General features: G+C 49.0%; 4 protein-coding genes. All 4 read right to left on the bottom strand.

All coding sequences use genetic code 11. The features are described from left to right. Positions 1-35: 35 nt before the first annotated feature. Positions 36-773 carry a DUF2306 domain-containing protein gene (locus AC5JQI_RS08410; RefSeq protein WP_493914386.1) on the bottom strand — a complete coding sequence of 246 codons (738 nt, stop codon included), beginning with the start codon at positions 771-773 and terminating at the stop codon, positions 36-38. A 36-nt stretch (positions 774-809) separates the two neighbouring features. Then, positions 810-8,168 carry an amino acid adenylation domain-containing protein gene (locus AC5JQI_RS08405; RefSeq protein WP_493914385.1) on the bottom strand — a complete coding sequence of 2,453 codons (7,359 nt, stop codon included), beginning with the start codon at positions 8,166-8,168 and terminating at the stop codon, positions 810-812. A gap of 106 nt (positions 8,169-8,274) precedes the next feature. Beyond that, positions 8,275-17,310, bottom strand: coding sequence for a beta-ketoacyl synthase N-terminal-like domain-containing protein (locus AC5JQI_RS08400; RefSeq protein WP_493914384.1), 9,036 nt, complete (start codon positions 17,308-17,310; stop codon positions 8,275-8,277). A 21-nt stretch (positions 17,311-17,331) separates the two neighbouring features. Then, positions 17,332-19,050, bottom strand: a complete 1,719-nt coding sequence (locus AC5JQI_RS08395; RefSeq protein WP_493914383.1) for a phosphopantetheine-binding protein — start codon at positions 19,048-19,050, stop codon at positions 17,332-17,334. Positions 19,051-19,053 lie beyond the last annotated feature (3 nt).

Raw genomic sequence — 19,053 nt, 5'->3', positions numbered from 1 at the left:
AGGTGCAACAGGGGAAAGCTATCTCTCAAAACAACCTAAAGCGTAATTTCGTATCTTTCCTGAGAGACTGAGGCCGAAGTTTCATACTTCTGTTTTTTTGATTCAGGAAATTGCCTTTTTTCTGATGGCCGTGAGTTATTGATCCAAACCTCTGCCAAAATGAGATGGATGGTGAATCCAATCCATAAAGACAGTGCAAGGGCTTCACCAATGTCTTTTCCGCCAATCTGGATAAAAAGCGGAATAAAAGCGTGCATGGTGGCGGGGCCGAGTGAAATCATATAACTGCGGATCATCCACTGACGATGAAGCTCAACTTTCCTTTTCAAAATCATGGTAATCGCTCTCAGGACGCAGAAGACCATGATCAGAGAAAATAAAACTGATGAAACCGTTTCTGAGGTGCCTCCGACCGGAAATAAAATTGCCATTAAAATCCCGGTGACACCCACCACCAAAATGGTGATAAAGAAACAATACCCCGACCATTTATGGATTTTCGGCCATGTGCGCCTGATGCGATCAACGAACTGAACAGGTCCCAATACATAAAGCACAATGCCGGTAATCAAATGGAAATAGGACATATAGTGATGTTTTATATATCCCATATCGTTACTCTGATTAGGGTTTAACAGATTGGGCTGTATATTGCCGCTTGCCCCTTCCATTACCCACCAGATCCGGTAAATGCCGTGGATTATCGTGCCCAGACACATCACCGCGACCCATGACCAGAAAAATCGAACCAATATCTTGTTCTGTAATTTCATCTCTATTCCCTCTTACGTTTTGCCAATCATCCATTACTACAGGACGTTAGGATCAACGAAAGTCAATGGATTAAGTTTAAATTGCTCAATAGCACCGGCTACCTGTTCTGGATGGGTTGCAATGAAATAGTGATGCCCCTCTTCTAATGTGATCAAACTGACTTCATGAGCACACTGCTTCCATTTCAGGTACTGAGATGCATACTTTTTGGTTAAAGGATCCTGCTTGCTGACTAAACTCATCAATGGCGCGTTTATCCGCCAATCACCCCGTTTCTTTTCATATTGATAGGCCAGTTTTGCATCTTTCCTGAAACGGGAGACTAAAAAGCGGGCGACAGAATCCTCCAGCGCTTTATTGACGGGAATTCCCCATTTCTTGAGTAACTGTAATAAAGATTTATCGCTTTTATGCTTCCATCGATCATTGAACGGCAGATAACGGATAATGCGGGGTAACGGGAAAGCAGCCGCAGCAACTAAAAATTCGACAGATTTTCCTTTTAATTCAAGCCTGCGGGTAATTTCCAGTGCCAGATAACTTCCAACACAGTGACCATAAATGGCCACTTTTCCTGGGATCTGTTCTACTATTTCTCTGGCACAGAGTTCAGCCACCATGTCATAGTCCATGTCAACTTCTTTATACCTGCTGCCAAATGCATTGCCGGGGATCGTGACACCATAGACTGAACATCCGGTGTTCTTTTTCGCTAGTGCATGTGCCAGTGGCTGGTATACCGTTGCTGCTGCCCCGGCATAAGGCACGCATACCAATGTCATCCGGGTCTCTTCCTGACTGCGATGCAACAATGACAAAAGCCCTTTTTCTGCGCTTTCGGTGCCGCTGAAATAGGGGATCATGCCGGCAATAGTCGGTGCCTGATAAAACTGGATTAAAGAAATATTGTTTTCAGGAAATGCCTCCTGAATGCGGGACAGGAGTGTGATTGCGGTTAGCGAGTGCCCCCCTGATTCAAAGAAATTATCGTTAATGCCAATCTGCTTCAGATTGAGAACGTCTTGCCAGATATTCGCCAATTGTCGTTCGATAGCAGAAGAGGGAGCAACCAACGCTGTCTCAGACAGGGGGGTTGCCTGTAATGCAGACAGCGCCTTCCGATCAAGCTTTCCGTTGCTCGTGACCGGCAGTGCATCCAATAGCACCAGTTGCGCAGGAACCATAAAATCCGGCAAGCGCTGTCTCAGAAAAGCCCTGAGCGCCTTGACAGAGAGAGTCACATTCGGGTGCAACACCACATAAGCCGTAATGAAATTGCCTGAATGCCCATCTTCCGTTAACAGAACCGCACACGTCTTAACATCCTTGCAATGTTTCAGGCACGTTTCAATCTCACCTAATTCAATGCGGAATCCTCTGATCTTGACCTGATTATCCATTCTGCCCAGAAACTCAATATTGCCATCCGCCAACCATCTGACAAGGTCGCCTGTGCGGTAGACTTTTTCTGCCGGATCGTCGGCAAACGGGTTGGAAATAAAGCTCTGCGCAGTCCGTTCCGGTAAATTTAAATACCCTTTCGCCAGACCTGCTCCGCCGATTAATAATTCTCCCGGGGCGCCAACAGGCAAAAGATTCATGCGATCATCCACGATATACAGCTGCGTATTCGCAATGGGTTTTCCTATCAGTGTCTTTTTATCTTCCCGTTTTTCTCCTTCCCAATAACTGACATCAATGGCGGCTTCTGTCGGACCATATAAATTATGGAGTTTTACCTGCAATTTTTGATTTACACACTCCAGCACGCTATAGGGCAATGCCTCACCGCTGGTAAAAATACGCGTTAATGAAACGCATTTTTCGCTTTCACGGGTATTGATGAACACATCCAGCATGGAAGGGACAAAATGGCAGGTGGTGATCTGCTTCTCACAAATCAGCCGGATAAGATAATCAGGGTTTTTATGTCCTTCCGGTGCGGCAAAAACCAGCGTCGCACCTGACATCAATGGCCAGAAAAATTCCCAGGCGGAGACATCAAAACTATAGGGCGTTTTTTGCAGGACATTATCCGTGACATTTAGCCGATACTTATCCTGCATCCAACGCAGGCGGTTGACGATGGCGGAATGAGGCAACATACACCCCTTTGGCGCACCAGTTGAACCTGACGTATACAGCACGTAGCAAAGGTTGTCTGGCGTGCTCCTCCCTATCGGGTTGGACAAGGCTTTCTGAGACTGCAACTCGGTACTCTGGGCATTCAGAAAAACAAGCTTCCCGTTAAAGTGGGTAAAAATAGACTGATGCGGCTTCTGCGTTAAGACAACGGAAATCCCCGAATCTTGCAAAATATAGGCAATGCGCTGGGAAGGATAGCCGGGTTCAAGGGGAACATAAGCCCCACCCGCTTTCAAAATACCCAATAAGCCAACAATCATTTCCACTGAACGCTGCATACAAATACCGACCAATGTTCCCTGCTGAACCCCAAGCTCCTGCAAACAGGACGCCAGTTGATTTGCTTTCACATTGAGTTGCTGATACGTCAGTGTCACCTCTTCAAATACCACGGCCACGGCGTCCGGCGTTTTTGCGGTCTGCTGCTCAAACAGTTCATGCACGCAACACGCTTCCCCCAGATTGACGGCGGTACGATTCCATTCCTCAAGGATTTGGACAGACTCTTTTTGATCCGTCAGTGGGAAATCAATCAGCCTCCGGTCTGGCTGTTCAACGACCTCCTGCAACAACCTCTCTACGTGTGCTATGACTCTCAACGCGGTTGACTGGCGATATACGGAAGGGTTGTATTTCACGTTCAATGTGAATGTGTCTGCCGCCTCAACGACTTCTAACATAAACTCATACTCTCCACTCTGAGAGTACTGGGTTAAATGTTCTGTCGGTGCCTGCGTGCCTGAAGCCTGAAATTCCCCTTGCGGCATTGATGGATGATCAATGGATTGCTGGTAAACAAAGGCCATCTGGAACAGGGGGGCGTCATCCATACCCTGAGACAGATTTAAGGCTCTTACCACGACCGGAAAAGGCAGGGCATGGGCTAAACCATCCAGCACCCTCTGTTGCAACGCTTTCAGGTACAGCGGGTAAGGCATCTCTTTTGAGAGCTGGCTGCGGATAGGGAGCGGATAAACATAGTAGCCAACTTCTTCCCGCTGATGCTCTTCTGTTCTGGCATCGGTCGGCATACCAATGACAATATCGTTCTGTCCGGTAAAACGGTGGACCACTAACTGAAACACACTTAAGAAAACGGAGGGCAGGTAAACAGATAGTGTGCTGGCAAATACCTTGAGTTTCTCTGAAAAATGCGCGGATAACGTCCGTGTCAATGTTTCTCCCTGATATTTCTCAACGTTCAGGTATGAATTGTCCGCAAGCAATTTTGTTGAAACCGGCGCATCTGCCAGTGCATCAACCCAATATTCCAGCCGGCGTTTTCCTTCGTCACTTTGCAACAGCGCTTGTTCTTGCTGAACAAAGTCGTACCAACTGTCCTTCCCTGCGTCAAAAACCGGTTTCTGATGCACCGACAACAGGTGATAAAAGTGGAATAACGCCGAAATCATTGGGTTAATGGAAACGGCATCCACAATAATATGGTGTGCACACAGTAAAATGAGGGTCTCTTTTTCAGAGAGAGGCAGCAAATGCACCCGTAACAAAGCATCGCGATCGAAATCAAAAGGTTTATTTATCTTCTCAGACAAATAAGTTTCAAGTTCCGGCCCGCTCAATGACCTCCCAGTTTCAACATTCACCGTGATGGTACTGTTGGGATTATTAAACAGATAGGGAAGCCCTTCTTCTTCAAAAATCGTTGCCGCCAGTATCGGATAGCGCCTGACCAGTAGATCCAGCGCTTGTTGGAATATCTGTTGATCTATCAGGCCGTTCACCCGGAAACATACCGGACAGTTGTAAGCTCTGTTTTGGGAAGCATGTTTATGCAGCACCCACAATCCCTTCTGGCCTTCTGATAACCGATATGTTTCGGGCCTTCTCGTCTGTTCCACGACAACATTGGCATTCATGGTCCGGGCCGGCGCCTGATGTTCAGGTATCGCGATAGCATTGATCTGTATTTCGCCATGCTGTTCCATCAGATAATCTGCCAGTTCAGTCACTGAATTCTTCTCCAGCAAAATGGCGATCGGCAGGCTAATCCCCGTATATTGATCCACCATCCGTACCAGTTTGATCGCCTGAGATGATGACATTCCCAAAGCAAACAGACTTACGCTGCTATTTATTTGCGCTAAAGGTTGTTGCAAGATGCGGGCAATCAGAGAAAGCAGAAATTCTTTTATGCTGAGCGACTTTTCTCCAGCCACTTGTGCATGTGAAATACTGTCCATCAATGTGCGATTGCTGATAGCAGGCTCAGCTGGGCTATCCGTATGTATGAGTGATGGTGCCTGATGAGATTCATAAAACGGATAAACAGGCAGTGGAATTTTGGGTAGCGGCTCATCCCTGTAAAAAGACCGCCAATCCTGCCATTGGTCCCTTACCCAAGCCTCTGCAATCTCATGGCTCTGATCCACATTGAAAGCCAGATGAGGTTGCCCGTCTGCATTGGCGGCAGCAATACGATCCTGACAACAACCTTGATAAATACCCACCCCAGCGCCTTCTGCAATCCAGTGTTTCAACTTAGTGAGAAGTTCTGATAATGCGCTGGCGGGAATAGCCAAGCGTTGTTCAAAATGCTCCCGTCCGGCCTGAGTGACAGCAAACACCTGTTTCAGGCAGATTTTCCCGGCATTTTCCGATCCCGATTCCGATGCAAAAAAATGCACCCAGCGCTCTGCATAGCGCCGCAAACCGTCCGGTGACTTCGCTGATAAAACAAACAATTCAGGCAGGGTGATATTCAGGCTTTCCTGCAAAGCGTGCGCGGGTGGATGATAGCTTTGCAGCAAGAGATTCGCACAGGAACCCGTACTGCCAAAACTGTTCACCATCGCCAGCCCGGGATGTTGCCGTGTACCCTGCCACTGACGTTGTTCAGCCACAATGTTGACCGGATTTCCATCCAGTTTTATCAACGGATTAAGGGTGTTATAGGGCATGACGGGCAATAAACAGCCGTGCTTCATTTGCAGCAGCACTTTCGTTAATTGCGATATCCCTGAGGCGGATTCAAGATGCCCGATATTCGGTTTAAGCGTGCCAACAAACAGTGGAGAGTGGCGTTCTGCAAAGGCGGTCTGTATGGCGAGGATCTCGGATGCATCCCCGAATACGGTGCCTGCGGCGGCGGCTTCGATATAATCGACAGAATCAGCGTCATAGCCTGTTTTCTGTAATGTCTTTTTGATCAGTTCACTTTGCTGTTGCGTGGAAGGCACCCCATAGCCCGATACCCTGCCGCTATGGGCAATACTGCCTCCCTTTATCACCCCCCAGATATGATCTTTGTCTGCTTCCGCCTGAGAAAGCGGCTTCAACAGGACAACACCCACCCCTTCTCCCGGAATAATACCGGCCGCTTCCTCGCCAAATGCCTGTGCATCTGAACGTTCAGAAATCATGTTAAACCGCTTGAGGTTAGTAAAATGGGATGCGTGGGCAAAAAGATTGATCCCGCCCGCCACAGCCACATCGCAATCGCCTTGCACAATCGCCTGACAGGCAAGATAGACAGAGGTTAATGACGATGAACAACTCGTATCAATGGCAACACTGGGTCCTGTCCAATTGAAAAACCAGGATGCCCTGTTCGCGATTGATGAAAAGGGAGCATGGCTGTCTGATACCAGAGCCGTCTCAGTTCCCTCTGTCGGGTTGGCCGGATCATTCCACATCACACCAGTGAAGACGCCGACACGTTGCCCCAGACTCTGCAAATTTTCCCCGTTATAGCCAGCACAATCCAACAACTCATAAACACCGGTTAAAAAACAGGCCTCCTGAGCGGACACCCGTTCCAGTTCAGCCGCGGGAATGCCAAAAAAATCAGAATCAAAATCCGTAATGGCATTGACAAACCCGCCCCAATGTTCGAAATGTTCCTTCGCCCCCCAACGGTTATCCGGCACTCGGGAGAAACAACATTTCTGCTCTTTGAGGTTATTCCAGAATGTCCCGAAGTCCGGTGCACCGGGGTATTTTCCCTGTACGCCAATAATGGCGATATCCTGCTCCAGCGTCCCGATGCAGCTCTCCTCTTCCCAGGGTTGTGCCTGCGCCACCAGCCCGAACGCCATCCCCAAAAGGGTTCGCTGGCTCTCTTTCAGTTTCAGGACTTCTGCTAAAGACGCTTCATCAACGCCGGATAACGGGCAAGAACCAATATGGTAGTGCGCCTGTTTTTGTGAAAGCAGCTGGACAATCGCCCCTATTTCAATTGCCGCAAAAAAATCACTTTTATCTTTATACAGCGGGGCAATGCCGTCGTACTCAACGACAAAATATAAGCAACAATGTGCATGCTCATAGTAGGCGCGGTTATAGTAAAAATGGCTGTTTTGGGGCAGTTCTGCTGATGAAATCCTATCGAGCTTATGTTCAACCGGATTATAGTAATAAAATCCGGCTGAAAATCCCCCGACCCTGCCGGATTTTATCTCTGCATAAATCTGAACGCTGTATGTGCCACCCGCCGACGGATAGAGATATCGATGGCTGCCATCAATCAGCATGGCATTCAGTGCGCTCAGCCATCCCAGTACGCTCTCTCTTTGCATCGGTGCTTCATCAAATGATCTGAAAGTACGGCGAGCGTTGTATTGACGCTGAAACTGCTCAGGCGAGAGGCATTTGGCACGCACCGTGTCATAGCTGCTATTCAACTGACGGATGTTGAATTGTTTTTCTTTGAATGCCTGTTTTTCTGATAACGATGAAAGTACTGATAGTTCATTGTCCACCGGAAAAATGGGGGGTTGAGTAAGGCCGGCTTGTTGTTGATCCGCTTGTTGTTGATCAATCAGCATTGCCAACGTATTCAGCGTCGGCTTTGACAAAAGCGTTTCAAGCTCAAGCTCTACACCAAACTCTTTTTTCACGGTCAGGACAAGCTCCATCACATTGAGCGAACTGAAACCCTGTTCAAAAAAATCCTGATCGGGTTTCAGCCCCTTGCCTGACATCAATTGCCCGAGCCGTTGTAAGATCCCTGAATGTTGGTAGTTGGTTATTGCAGACTCGCCGGTATCCTGCTTATTGTTCTCAATTTGCCTGATAATTAAATGATTCAGGCGTTCCATCGTGGGGGTATGCAAAAACTCATCAAGATCAATATCAACGTCAAAACGTTCCCGAATACGAATCAGCAACTGCATGATTGATTTCGATGTCATTCCCTGATCAAACAGATCACCGTTGAAATCAACCGCATGTTCAGTCATAAACACCTTAATTAATTCATTGATATTGTTCATCTTAGATTTTCCGCCCATAGCCGTTCCCCTGTTTATCCTCATCTTTTGGCATTCCATCCACCGTTGCAGAGTTCCACACATAATGTCAGCAAGACGTTTTGCCTGGTGAGCAAAATTGAGCAATTCATTCCTGAAAAAACCATTTTTTGAGACAAGAACAATATTGTTCAAATACCGCTGACCATTCCGTCCGGCCACACGCCAGCATGTCCCACTGGAGTCGCAGGGATGAGGAATCGAGCACGGTGGAAATATTATCAAGGGCAACACCCGGCGTTTGAGAAACGCTATAGAGGGGTTCAGGGAAATCGGCGTCGTAGGCCAATAAGCAGGTGTAGACAACAGGGAAATGCAAATCAGGATAGTGCGCTGCCACCTCCAGCTCATCAACGGAGCCGTGGTGGCGATCGTTATCCAACTGAGCCTGAACCTGAAGGATAAGTGATTCGGGCACTTGAGTTGTTGCCGACAAGGTTGTTGCTGACAGAGTTGCGGGCAATGTCTCTGAAAAACTCACCCAACTGAGGCGGGTAAAGATACCCGTTGTGGTTTCGGGCAGTTCAGCATATCGGTCCCAGGACACAACGGCGATGGTCACAGGCTCATCGTTCCCCGTTTTCAACCTGTTCCAATTGAAAAGCGTCAACCCGAAAGCCGCCAACAGGATACTGTCAACAGAAACCCCTAGCCTTTCAGCCAACGCCCGCAGCTGGCGGTAATAAGGCACTCTCTTGGTCAGCTGCGCCGGAAGTGACGTCTGATGGGCCAGTGAGGTTAGCCCGCCAAGCCCCTGTCGCATTCGGGAAAATTTATCATGCCAATAATCCCTTGCCGTTGAACCGGCTAACGTATTCTGCTGACGCGGGTAATGGCCGACAAAATGCTGAAATGTGATCTCTTGTCGCGGTAATCCATAACTTTCTGATTTATATCTGTTGAACAACTGGCTCAGTATCAGAAAAATACTTTTTCCATCAATCAGGATAAAATCAAAATTCACAAACAAACGGCTTTTCTGCCCGTCAAACTCACACACTCGCAGGCGATACCCCGGATATTCTCCCGCAGAATAATGCGCCCGCAACATCTCATTGCGGATGTCATTGCACCGCTGATCAAATACATTTTCAGTCCCGATCACCTTTTCGGTCAGAATGGGGTATTCAGGCACGGCATCCAGCACTTCCTGATACAATGACGTCAGATAACGTGTCCTCAGCACCGGATGAACAGCAACAAGGTCATTCCACGCTCTGGTTAATCGGGGGATATCAAGCACATCAATATCAAACTCAAGATGGCAACAGCAGGCTTTCCCTCCCCGTTTTGCCGGCATCATTTGCCCCGCGTACAAGGCTTTTTGAATGCCAAGCAGGGGGAAAAAGGCGTCCCGTTCTCTCTCTGGCCCATGCCACGGTTGACTGCCTGAAACAAATTGATCTGAAACAGAGGGTTCGGAAAAAAGCGGCCCGGAAAAAGATTGCGCCCGATCAATGAGTTTTTGACGGTAAGTTTCAAACAGAGCAATGACATCGCCTTGTTCCAGCAAGGCATCCGCGACATACCAACGGTAAACCAGTAGTCCATTCACTTCGAAGACATGATGATCCAACGCGACCTGAGGTGTCGTATTCATCATGTGCTGAATGGACCAGCCATGCTCAGGGTTCGGCTGTTGAAACTCAGAGGAGATTAAATGCGTAAAAACCACCGGTAAGTGTAAGTCTGTACGCTTAGCCGGGTTCTGGCGCAATTTCCTGAGTACATTAACCGCACCCACAAAGCTGTGGCTGGCGTCGCTATCGAGTTGTTGCTGGCAAGTCATGACGCGCGACTGAAAGGGGTGTTCCGGCGCCCATTCGGAGACAAAAATATTGCTGTTGGCCAACAATCCAACCAGCCCGCTTATCTGCTGATTGATGGCCAGTCTATTTAAGTTAGTCAGATTGAGACTGAACCGCGCTTGCCCGGTAAACTGATGAAGCACTTCACAAAATACCGTGAGCAATATCGTCCCTGTTGAACAGGACAACATGTCGGCCTGTGTTTTTATCGCTGACCATAATTCACTGCCCATTTCTGCACTTAAACAGTGAACCGTCTGCTGCACAGGGTGCTGGGCAAGATGATATTTCAAATCAGGACCGGCCGGCATATCCCTGAGTTTATCAATCCAATACTGCATACTGCTCTGAAAATGCTCGCCTGTGCGGATCTGCTCAACTAAGGAGAGGTATTTCCTTAAGGAGTAGGTTGCCGGCAATGGATAATCAGGATTTTCTGACAGATGGCGCAACTGTTCCACCAGCACGAAGAGGCTGGCAGCATCCGCAATCACTTCATCCAGTGCAATCTGCACAACAGCCTGTTTAGCGCTCAGAATAGCGGCCCTGATGTCGAAATAGGGCCAATGTGCTAAATCAAAGACTTTACAGTTCAGTGCTGCCCGGCTGTTTTTCAGATAATCGGCTTTCCCTGAATCTGAATATTCCGTTAAGTCAGCGACCGGAAATGAGTAATAGTCATAATTTTCCAGCACCTGTTGCTGAAAATGGGGGGTGATAACCGTGTGCAGCGCCTCATGGTGATCAACCAAATGATTCCAGGCTGATTCTATTTGTTTCAGAGCAATTGATTTTGCAATATGCAGTTCAAAATACAGGGTGCTACCCACACGTTGACCATAGGTGGATAGCTGGCGGCCAATCACAAATGACTCTTGGAGTTCAGAAAGCGGGAACGCAGGCTCTGTATGTTCCTCAGCGGCAGGGGTCAAAAACGCGGCCGCTGCGGCCATGTGTTCTTCCGCAAGAAGCCCACGGGCAATTACATCCTCAACCAGAGTCTTCACATTTCGGTGTTCATAAAAAATCGTGAATTGAAGGGAAGTACCGAAAACAACCTGCCAAAAATCCAGAAAACGGACAATATGCAACGATGTCAGATGCAGTGCCGAAAATGGCGCATTGAGTGCCGGAATTTCATGGCCGACGATATTTTCCAGCGTCCTGACGACAAATCGTGCCGCTTTTTCCCACAAGGTCATCGCCCCATCAGCAAGGAAATCGAATGGGTGATCAGCGAATGCATTGCCACCGGATGGGTCATCGGATAAGCGCGTCTCCTTGCCACTGGCTGACAATAATGAGGCGGCGGTAACCGTTGGTAATCCGATTTTGCGGCGCGCAAACGGATAGGCAGGCAGTGGCATACGCACAGGCAGCTTATGACGATAGAGCCTGTGCCATTCGACATTTGCCCCTTTTTTCCAGACATTGAGTAACTCATGGCGGTTATTGTCCGCCAGCCAGCCCTGAATTCTCTCTTGCCATGCCCCCTCTTCAAATTGATCGACGCCCTCTAACGCTGGGATGTCCTCGCTGTGGTGCTCACGGGTATATTCAAATTGTGTCAGCTGCTGGCATAAGTCATCCCGATTTTGGACAAGAAAACCGACCCGAATCGGCATATGTTCTCTCCCGACCTGTAGGGTATATGCCAACCGCGCCAGCACGGGATCAGCCGCTTCACCGTGATCCCCCTTTTCGGACGGATACCGCGATAAAAATGCCATTAGCTGTTTCACGCGCCCTTGCAATGCCGTGACAGTTTTCGCAGAAAGCAGAATGACGCAGGGAAGATTTATCCCAGACGCTGACAGTGCAGGCGGCTCTGCCTCTTTCAGAATAAGGTGCGCATTTGTTCCGCCCGCACCAAAACAGGAAATGCCCGCTATTCTTGGCATGTCGATACCTGCCTTGTTGGGTGGTTTCCATTCCATTAAGGCGGCATTAACGGAGAAAGGCGTTTGTTCAAAGTTGATGTCGGGATTCAGTCTTTCACCATACAGTGTCGGTGCAATCGCTTTATGCTGCATCTGGAGCAAGACTTTAATGACACTGCCAATACCGGCCGCCGCTTCACAATGGCCGAAATTCGGCTTTCCTGACCCAATCAGGCACGCAAAATGACGGTGGCTGGCGTGTTGCTGAAAGACTTTTGTCAATGCATCCACTTCAATCAGATCGCCATAGCGCGTACCGGTACTGTGTGCTTCCACGTAGCTGATGTCAGCTACGTTGACACCGGCTTCTGCCATCGCCTGCCTAATAACCGCTTGCTGTGCCTTCGGGTCGGGCGCGCCAAATCCATTCGATCTGCCATTTTGGTTGATCGCGCAGCCTTGAATAACACCGTAAATGTGTGCCCCTTCGTTTAATGCATCTTCTAAGCGTTTTAATACCAGAACACCAATGCCTTCCCCCGGAATATAGCCATTGCCACCTTCTCCGAAGCTGTTGAGTTCTGGATATGAAGAGAGCATTTTCCTGCGGCTGAGGGTTAAATATTTATTGGGATGAAGCGTCAGGTTAACACCACCGACAATGGCGGCGTGGATACGTCCTTGTTTCAGATCCTGACACGCGAGTTGAATCGCTACCATTGAAGAGGTACACATGGCATCCAGTGTGACGCTTGGCCCATGAAAATCCATGAAGTAAGAAATCCTGTTGGCGATGCTGGCCTGACTACCCACCAATCCGATCGGTTGTTCCCGCTCACCGGAAGCCACGTCATGCAGTTGATATTCACTGTACATTGAGCCTGCATAAACCCCGACCGCGTTTATGCCATCCTTTTCTTGCTTGTCGCCCGCCGCAAGGGTGTCGGGTGTATAGCCTGCATCTTCAATCGCTTTCCATGCTTCCTGTAAGAATAACCGCTCCTGAGGATCCATCGCCGCAGCCTCACTTTCAGAAGTGTCAAAAAACGCAAAATCAAATTCATCAACACCGTTCAGAAAGCCACCCCACTTACTCAGGTGTTCTCCCGCACGGGGCGCTTGATTGCTTTCGTGGTCATTTTCGCAGTAATAACGTTGCCAATCCCAGCGATCTTGGGGAATTTCGCTGATGCAGCGTTTGCCTTGTTTCAAATTGTCCCAAACCTGAGCCATATTCTCTGACCGGGGATACTTTGCACTGACCCCGATGATGGCGATGTCCAACAGCTGATCAGACGGAGAATGCCGAGGTTTTGCCGATGGCCTGCAACGTTCCCGCCCTTTTCCCCGTTCGGTATTTTCAAGAACCGTCACCAACGTAGCCATCGGGGACTTCTCTGAATGATGAATCACCGTCCTTGCCAGATATCGGGCGATATCCGCAATACATTTATATTCATAAAATAACGTTTTGGGCAGAGAGCCAAACGTTTTTTCCAATACCGCCACCAGTTGCACGGCAATGGCCGAATCAATGCCGTATTTATCCAAAGAATCAGAAGCGCGCAACTGTGTTGGCCGTATACCCAGTTCCTTGCCTATCATGGTTTTCAGTTGCTTGACGATGGTGTCCGGCACGGGCTGATCTTGTGCTGGAATCAGATGCTCCTCCGTTTGCGACACGGTCTGAGGCTCGGAGACGGGCTGTTGTTCTCGCGTTGAAAACCCCTTGATAGCCACACAAACGGTTCCGTCATTGTCACAAATGACAATATCCGTTTTCCTGACCTGTGCTTGCGATACCGACGCCGTCACCCATGCCCATGCTTCATCTTTAACCGGCCGAATGATTATCACTTCATCAACGGCAAAAGGAATGGGGGTGACGGCCCCATCCTTGAGATCTTCTGGGGTCAATAACCCCAAATATGCCGCCTGTAGTGCACCATCCATGATGGCGGGGCAGAGCATGAAAGGAATGGATTGATGGGCCGATTCATAGACAGGAGGGGTATCGGATGGCGATACCAGTCTTGCCAGTGCAGCGGTACTCCCGTTACCGTCTTTCCCTATCATCACCGCCTGAATAGCCTGATGTTTCGCTCCGATTTGAATGCCTAGCAGCGTGAGCACGTCATAGCATTGTCCGGTGGTTAATCGGCGTTCCTGACAATATTGCCGGCATTGTGTGATATCCAGAGAAGGCGGGTGCTGCAACGGTGAGAAAAGTTGCAACGGTGAGAAAACAATGCTTCCGCCAGTAAAATAGCCGGAAGGCTGGTCATCGGCGCCTTCACCCTGCCCTGTCCCCAACGCGAGATCAAAACCAAAAACCCGTTCTTCTGCCGACGAAGATTCCGGTTTAATATTTACCGTCAGATCCAGTGCTTGCCCGGTTTCTGCCATGATGATGGGCTTCACCCAACCCACATTGCGTAAAATCAATTTGCGTAAAACCAATGGATTGATTGCCGAAGGGAGGCCCGCGCTCCCTTCATTGTTGTCCGGGCTGTCTGGCTGCAACAGCATGGCCGCATGTCTTACAAACTCAAGATGGACGACACCGGGAAGCACTGTTTGCCCATTGACCCTATGTTCACGTAAATAATGCGCAGACGCGCTGATACGGAATTGGCAGAATTTTTGTCCATCATTCACGTCTAATGACGTCATCGGTTCATCGGCGGAAAATGGCGGGAGATGGACAGCCCCTAAAAATGCCCGGACGGGTAAACCTGACAAACGGTGCGGGTGTGCGTTTCCCCATAAGCGTGACCAATCCGGCTCTTCGCCCCGTAACCAGCGGAGTGTCAATTCAGTGAGCTTTGGATCTGTCAGGAATGAACAGTGCGATTGTTGCCCCTGCAATACCGCGCTTAACGCTTCTTCCTGTTGGGGTTCCCCGGTATTTTGAATACGGATATCGCCACTCAGTACACGATCCAGTTGCAATATCAGCTCAGGCCGATGGGATACGCCCAGCATCACCCGATATTGCCGCGCTTCACGGGACTGCAATGTGAATGCCAAGCGTGCTAAATCAACATGCCTATCCTGTAAATCGTGTTCCTGCAAATATCGTTTTAGCTGAACAACATGATCGTGCAACGAAGCTTCCGAATGCGACGACAACGGTATCAATACTGGCGTTGTCGCCCACGCAACATCGGGGTGACTGATAAACTCCTTAACGACGACGTGAGTGTTGTACCCGCCTCCGGCAAATGAATTGATACCTGCGATTCTGGATAACGCCCCTTCCGTCTGGGATAATCCCCATTTTCTATTTTGATGATTCAGAGATAACCCGGAACCTTCTATCCCCAGACCACGATCAATTTCGCTGAGTCCCTGAATCCCGATAATGGTCTGATAACGCAGTTGCAGCAAAACTTTCACCAGCGCCACCAGACCAGAAGCGGCCTCAGTGTGCCCAATAGCCCCTTTTACGGTGGATAAATGAATATGTTGTTCGGGCCGGAAAACTTTTTTTAACGCGGTAATTTCAGTGAAATCTCCCGCCCTGACACCAGAGGCATTGCATTCAATGACAGAGAAATCATCCGCGGATACTCCCGCGTTCTGCCAGGCTTTCAGCAGGGTTTTCGCCTGCTGTTCAACATTGGCAGAAATGAGGGAAAAGGTTCGCCCGCTATTATTTGCCGCGCCACCGGCAATGATGGCATAAATATCATCGCCATCTTGTTGTGCTTTTGACAGCGATTTAAGGACCACAGAGACGACCGCTTCCCCCCTCAGTTGCCCCTTGCTGCGCGGGCTGAATAACTCAGGGGCGGCCAGTGGTGACAAAATCCCCTCCTCACGGGCAATAAAACCATAAGGATGCAGGAAAAGACTGGTTGCACTGACAATGGCCTGATCGACCTGCCCTGAGCGAATCAACTCATACGCCCCAAGCAATGCCGTGCTCCCGCCCGTACATTCGGTATTAATGAATTGGGTGGGTCCCTGAATATCCAGAAAACGGGCTATCCGGCCTGATGACATGGCCGGTTCATTACCGGCCCAATAATAGAAGTTCTCCTCGACCCCCTTATCCCTGAGCAACTTTTCATAGTCATTGGATAAGGCTGCAACAAAGAGCGCGGTACGATCCCCGCTCACATCCTGATTGGGGTGGCCGCTGTCTTCAATACTTTGGACAATGACTTCAAGCAACTGACGATGCTGCGGATCCATATACTGTGCCACCGCAGGCGGGATCTGGAAGTATTGTTCATCAAACCGGAAAATGTCATTAATAAACCCGCCGGAACGGATGACCGTTCCCGCAGACAACCACGGACGTTCCTGCGGAAACGCCGAGAAAGCGGTCTTCCCTGCCATCAGGTTCTGCCAGAACTGCGCCACCGAATCTGCCTGCGGAAAACGCCCGGCTATCCCAACCACTGCAACTTGTTCATTCTGCACAGGTTCGGGTGATGATGATGTCTTTACCCCTGCGTGGTCTTTCAGTCGGGATTTTGTCTCCAATTCCGGCCTGTGTCCGCGAAAGAGCTGTTTCAGGCGCGTTTCATGCTGAGAGAAATCAAGCCCCAGAAAAAACAGGTAGTTTTCAGGATAAGTTTGAATTTTTGTAATGCGGCTATCATCCATCTCCAGCTGCAACATGCACCACATGCCATTCAAGCTGGACAGCACAAAGGGAGAGGCGTGCGGCAATCCTATGCGGACGAATAGGGTTATCGAATTGCCATCACGAATAAATAATTCGTCGAAGAGTTCTACTCCTTCCTCCCCTATCGCTGTCCGCAATGCATAAATGAAATTTTTCCACTCAGCAATTCCATGACCGGTGACATCACCATTATGAAATGTCAGTTCTGGGTGCAGCAGGCTGTCAATCCGCCGCAAGGCACCATGACCAAAGACACAATCAATAAGCTGCCTGGCCCGTTCGCTCATGCGCACGGACTGTTCATCACGGGCAACATGCAGGTTCCCGTTTTCTTTAACCAGCAAAGAATGTTGCCAGACAGGGTAAAGCAAGCGCTCTTCAGAAAGAGCGCTACCCTGCAAAAAAAGAAAGTTCTGGGTTTGTTGCCATAGCTCCGCTATTTTTCCGTCACGCAGGCGAATGGTAACCAGACAAAAGTTAGCGTATTCCCCACCCGAAATCACATCCTCATGCCAGCTGTCGGCTTTCCAGCGGTGAAAGAGATACAGGATATCTTCCTGAACAATAACGCTTTCTGGGATCAGGGTTAAATTGGCAATATTCAGCCTGACAGACTGAATGAATGCCTGTAACGCCTGAGCGCCATTCAACTCATGACCCTGCATGTGACAAACACAGGTTTGAGCAAACAGCTGATCAAAAGCATCAGAAGACAAGCCACCTTCCCATGCCGCTTTCAATCCCAGAACAAATGCCGGATACGGGTGTTGCAGTAGCCAAGTCGTTTTATCGATCATAGCATGCCATCCATCACATAATTATATGAATAATTGCGGTTTTTCCTGTCTTACTCTGCTGTCTTTCAAGTAAGGCAGCCGCACCTGCTGTTCGGTTGATTTCAATTGCATGAGTTTCTGAAATATCAGCGCGGTCTGCTGTTGGCGATCTTCGGGGCGGGCATGTGTTGCTATCTGCCTGAGAAAATCGAAGTATTCTTTGTCAATGGCGATATCCTCCTGCCAAAGCTCACGGGCAACGTGACCGCTGTTTTTCCCATCGATCTCATCAAGCAGGAAGAAAGAGGTAATACGGCTTCTGGCCTGTTCAACAACCCCGCTCAAAAACTTGAGGGCGTCTACTGCACCAATATTCGATTCCATGAAGGTGTCATAAATCGTCTGGGTTTTCACAAAGCCACGGACATGGGTTTCGTAATATTCACCATAGATTTCAGGTGACTGGATGATTTTTGATGCAATGGAGGACATAAAGGTTGCGATACTTAAATTGGAGCCGGAAGTGAACCACGTACTGATCCCGCTTCCGCCCACCAGCGCCCAGTTCTTTCCGCTGAATCGCTCATGTATGAAATGCTGTGTCGGCAGGCTGACGATTTCCCGCCGGCAGCTGAAATGTTTTGCATAATCGGTTCCCCGTCTCTGATAGGCTTTTGTCAGCAAGGCAATAATTTCTTCCGCCGTGCGATCCCGGATATCTTCCGGCAACATACTGATGCCAACAGAGACATAACTGCCCACGGGTATCAGCCAGGAAACCCCCTTTAACTGATCAAACTCTTCATCCGCACTCAATAATGATGTTGCATGAAGCCAGGGAAGTGAGTCTGCATCACACCGTGTGCTTCCCGCTTTTTGATAATAATGGGTAAAAATCACTTGCCTGCGGCTGTCGAGTTCAGTGTATGGCAGCCCGATTTTGCGGCCCAACAGGCGAATGTGGTTGGTACAATCCCAGACATAAGAGGGTTGAATAATCTGCCCGTCTGAGAGGTGAAGCAACTCCACCCTGTCATTGTCCTCTGCATATTCAATATGTTCGACGAAGGCTTCAACCCAGGTGCATTCCGGCGCGGCAATCACTTCATCATAAAGGGCCTTATCAAACCCCAGCCTGTCAATGTGAATGAAATGCTTCGGCATATCTTCTTCCATGAAAAGAGAAGCCAGAGATTCGAAAAAGTGGAATCGCAATCCGGCAACCAGCTCTCCCATATAAAACGGGGTGAACTCTTTGGAATAGAAATAGCGGGACAGCGCTTTAAAGCGCCGGGCAAATTCAAGGCTCACCACTTCTGTCATGGATTCACCCAATTTGGGGGTATCACCAATTTCCGGTTTACCTATGATGAGATGGGGGATCTTATCCTGAGTAAGCTGGTGGCTGATTAGCATACCGGCTATGCCGCCGCCAATGATGACAGGAAGGTGTTGTTTGATGTCCCGTCCCATGCTGGCCATGTAAGTGTCATATGAGGCCACCTGCAATTGCTCAACGGCTGTCGCCTGATATTTAATCAGGTAATCCGCAAATTTCTCCAGCGTTGTGAACTCAAACAAAACACCGGGGTGGATTTCTGCATCCAGAACAGCGGAGATCTTATCCGTAAAGATGACCAGTGATTTAGAATCAAATCCCAGCTCCTGAATATGCACATCAGTGCGAATATCACCGCTTTGTTGCAAGACGGCTTTCGCTATGGTTTTCAGTGATTCCAGTAACATGTTTTTCTCATTCATTGC

The organism is Xenorhabdus sp. XBWT (genome assembly GCF_059072735.1).
The sequence above is the reverse complement of the archived record's forward strand: the minus strand, read 5'-3'. Positions and strand labels throughout refer to the sequence as shown.

What these genes read in the sequence shown, in the direction of transcription:
- AC5JQI_RS08405 (WP_493914385.1), bottom strand. Translation starts at nt 8,168, where the DNA reads ATGGGCGGAAAATCTAAGATGAACAATATCAATGAATTAATTAAGGTG.
- AC5JQI_RS08395 (WP_493914383.1), bottom strand. Translation starts at nt 19,050, where the DNA reads ATGAATGAGAAAAACATGTTACTGGAATCACTGAAAACCATAGCGAAA.
- AC5JQI_RS08400 (WP_493914384.1), bottom strand. Translation starts at nt 17,310, where the DNA reads ATGATCGATAAAACGACTTGGCTACTGCAACACCCGTATCCGGCATTT.
- AC5JQI_RS08410 (WP_493914386.1), bottom strand. Translation starts at nt 773, where the DNA reads ATGAAATTACAGAACAAGATATTGGTTCGATTTTTCTGGTCATGGGTC.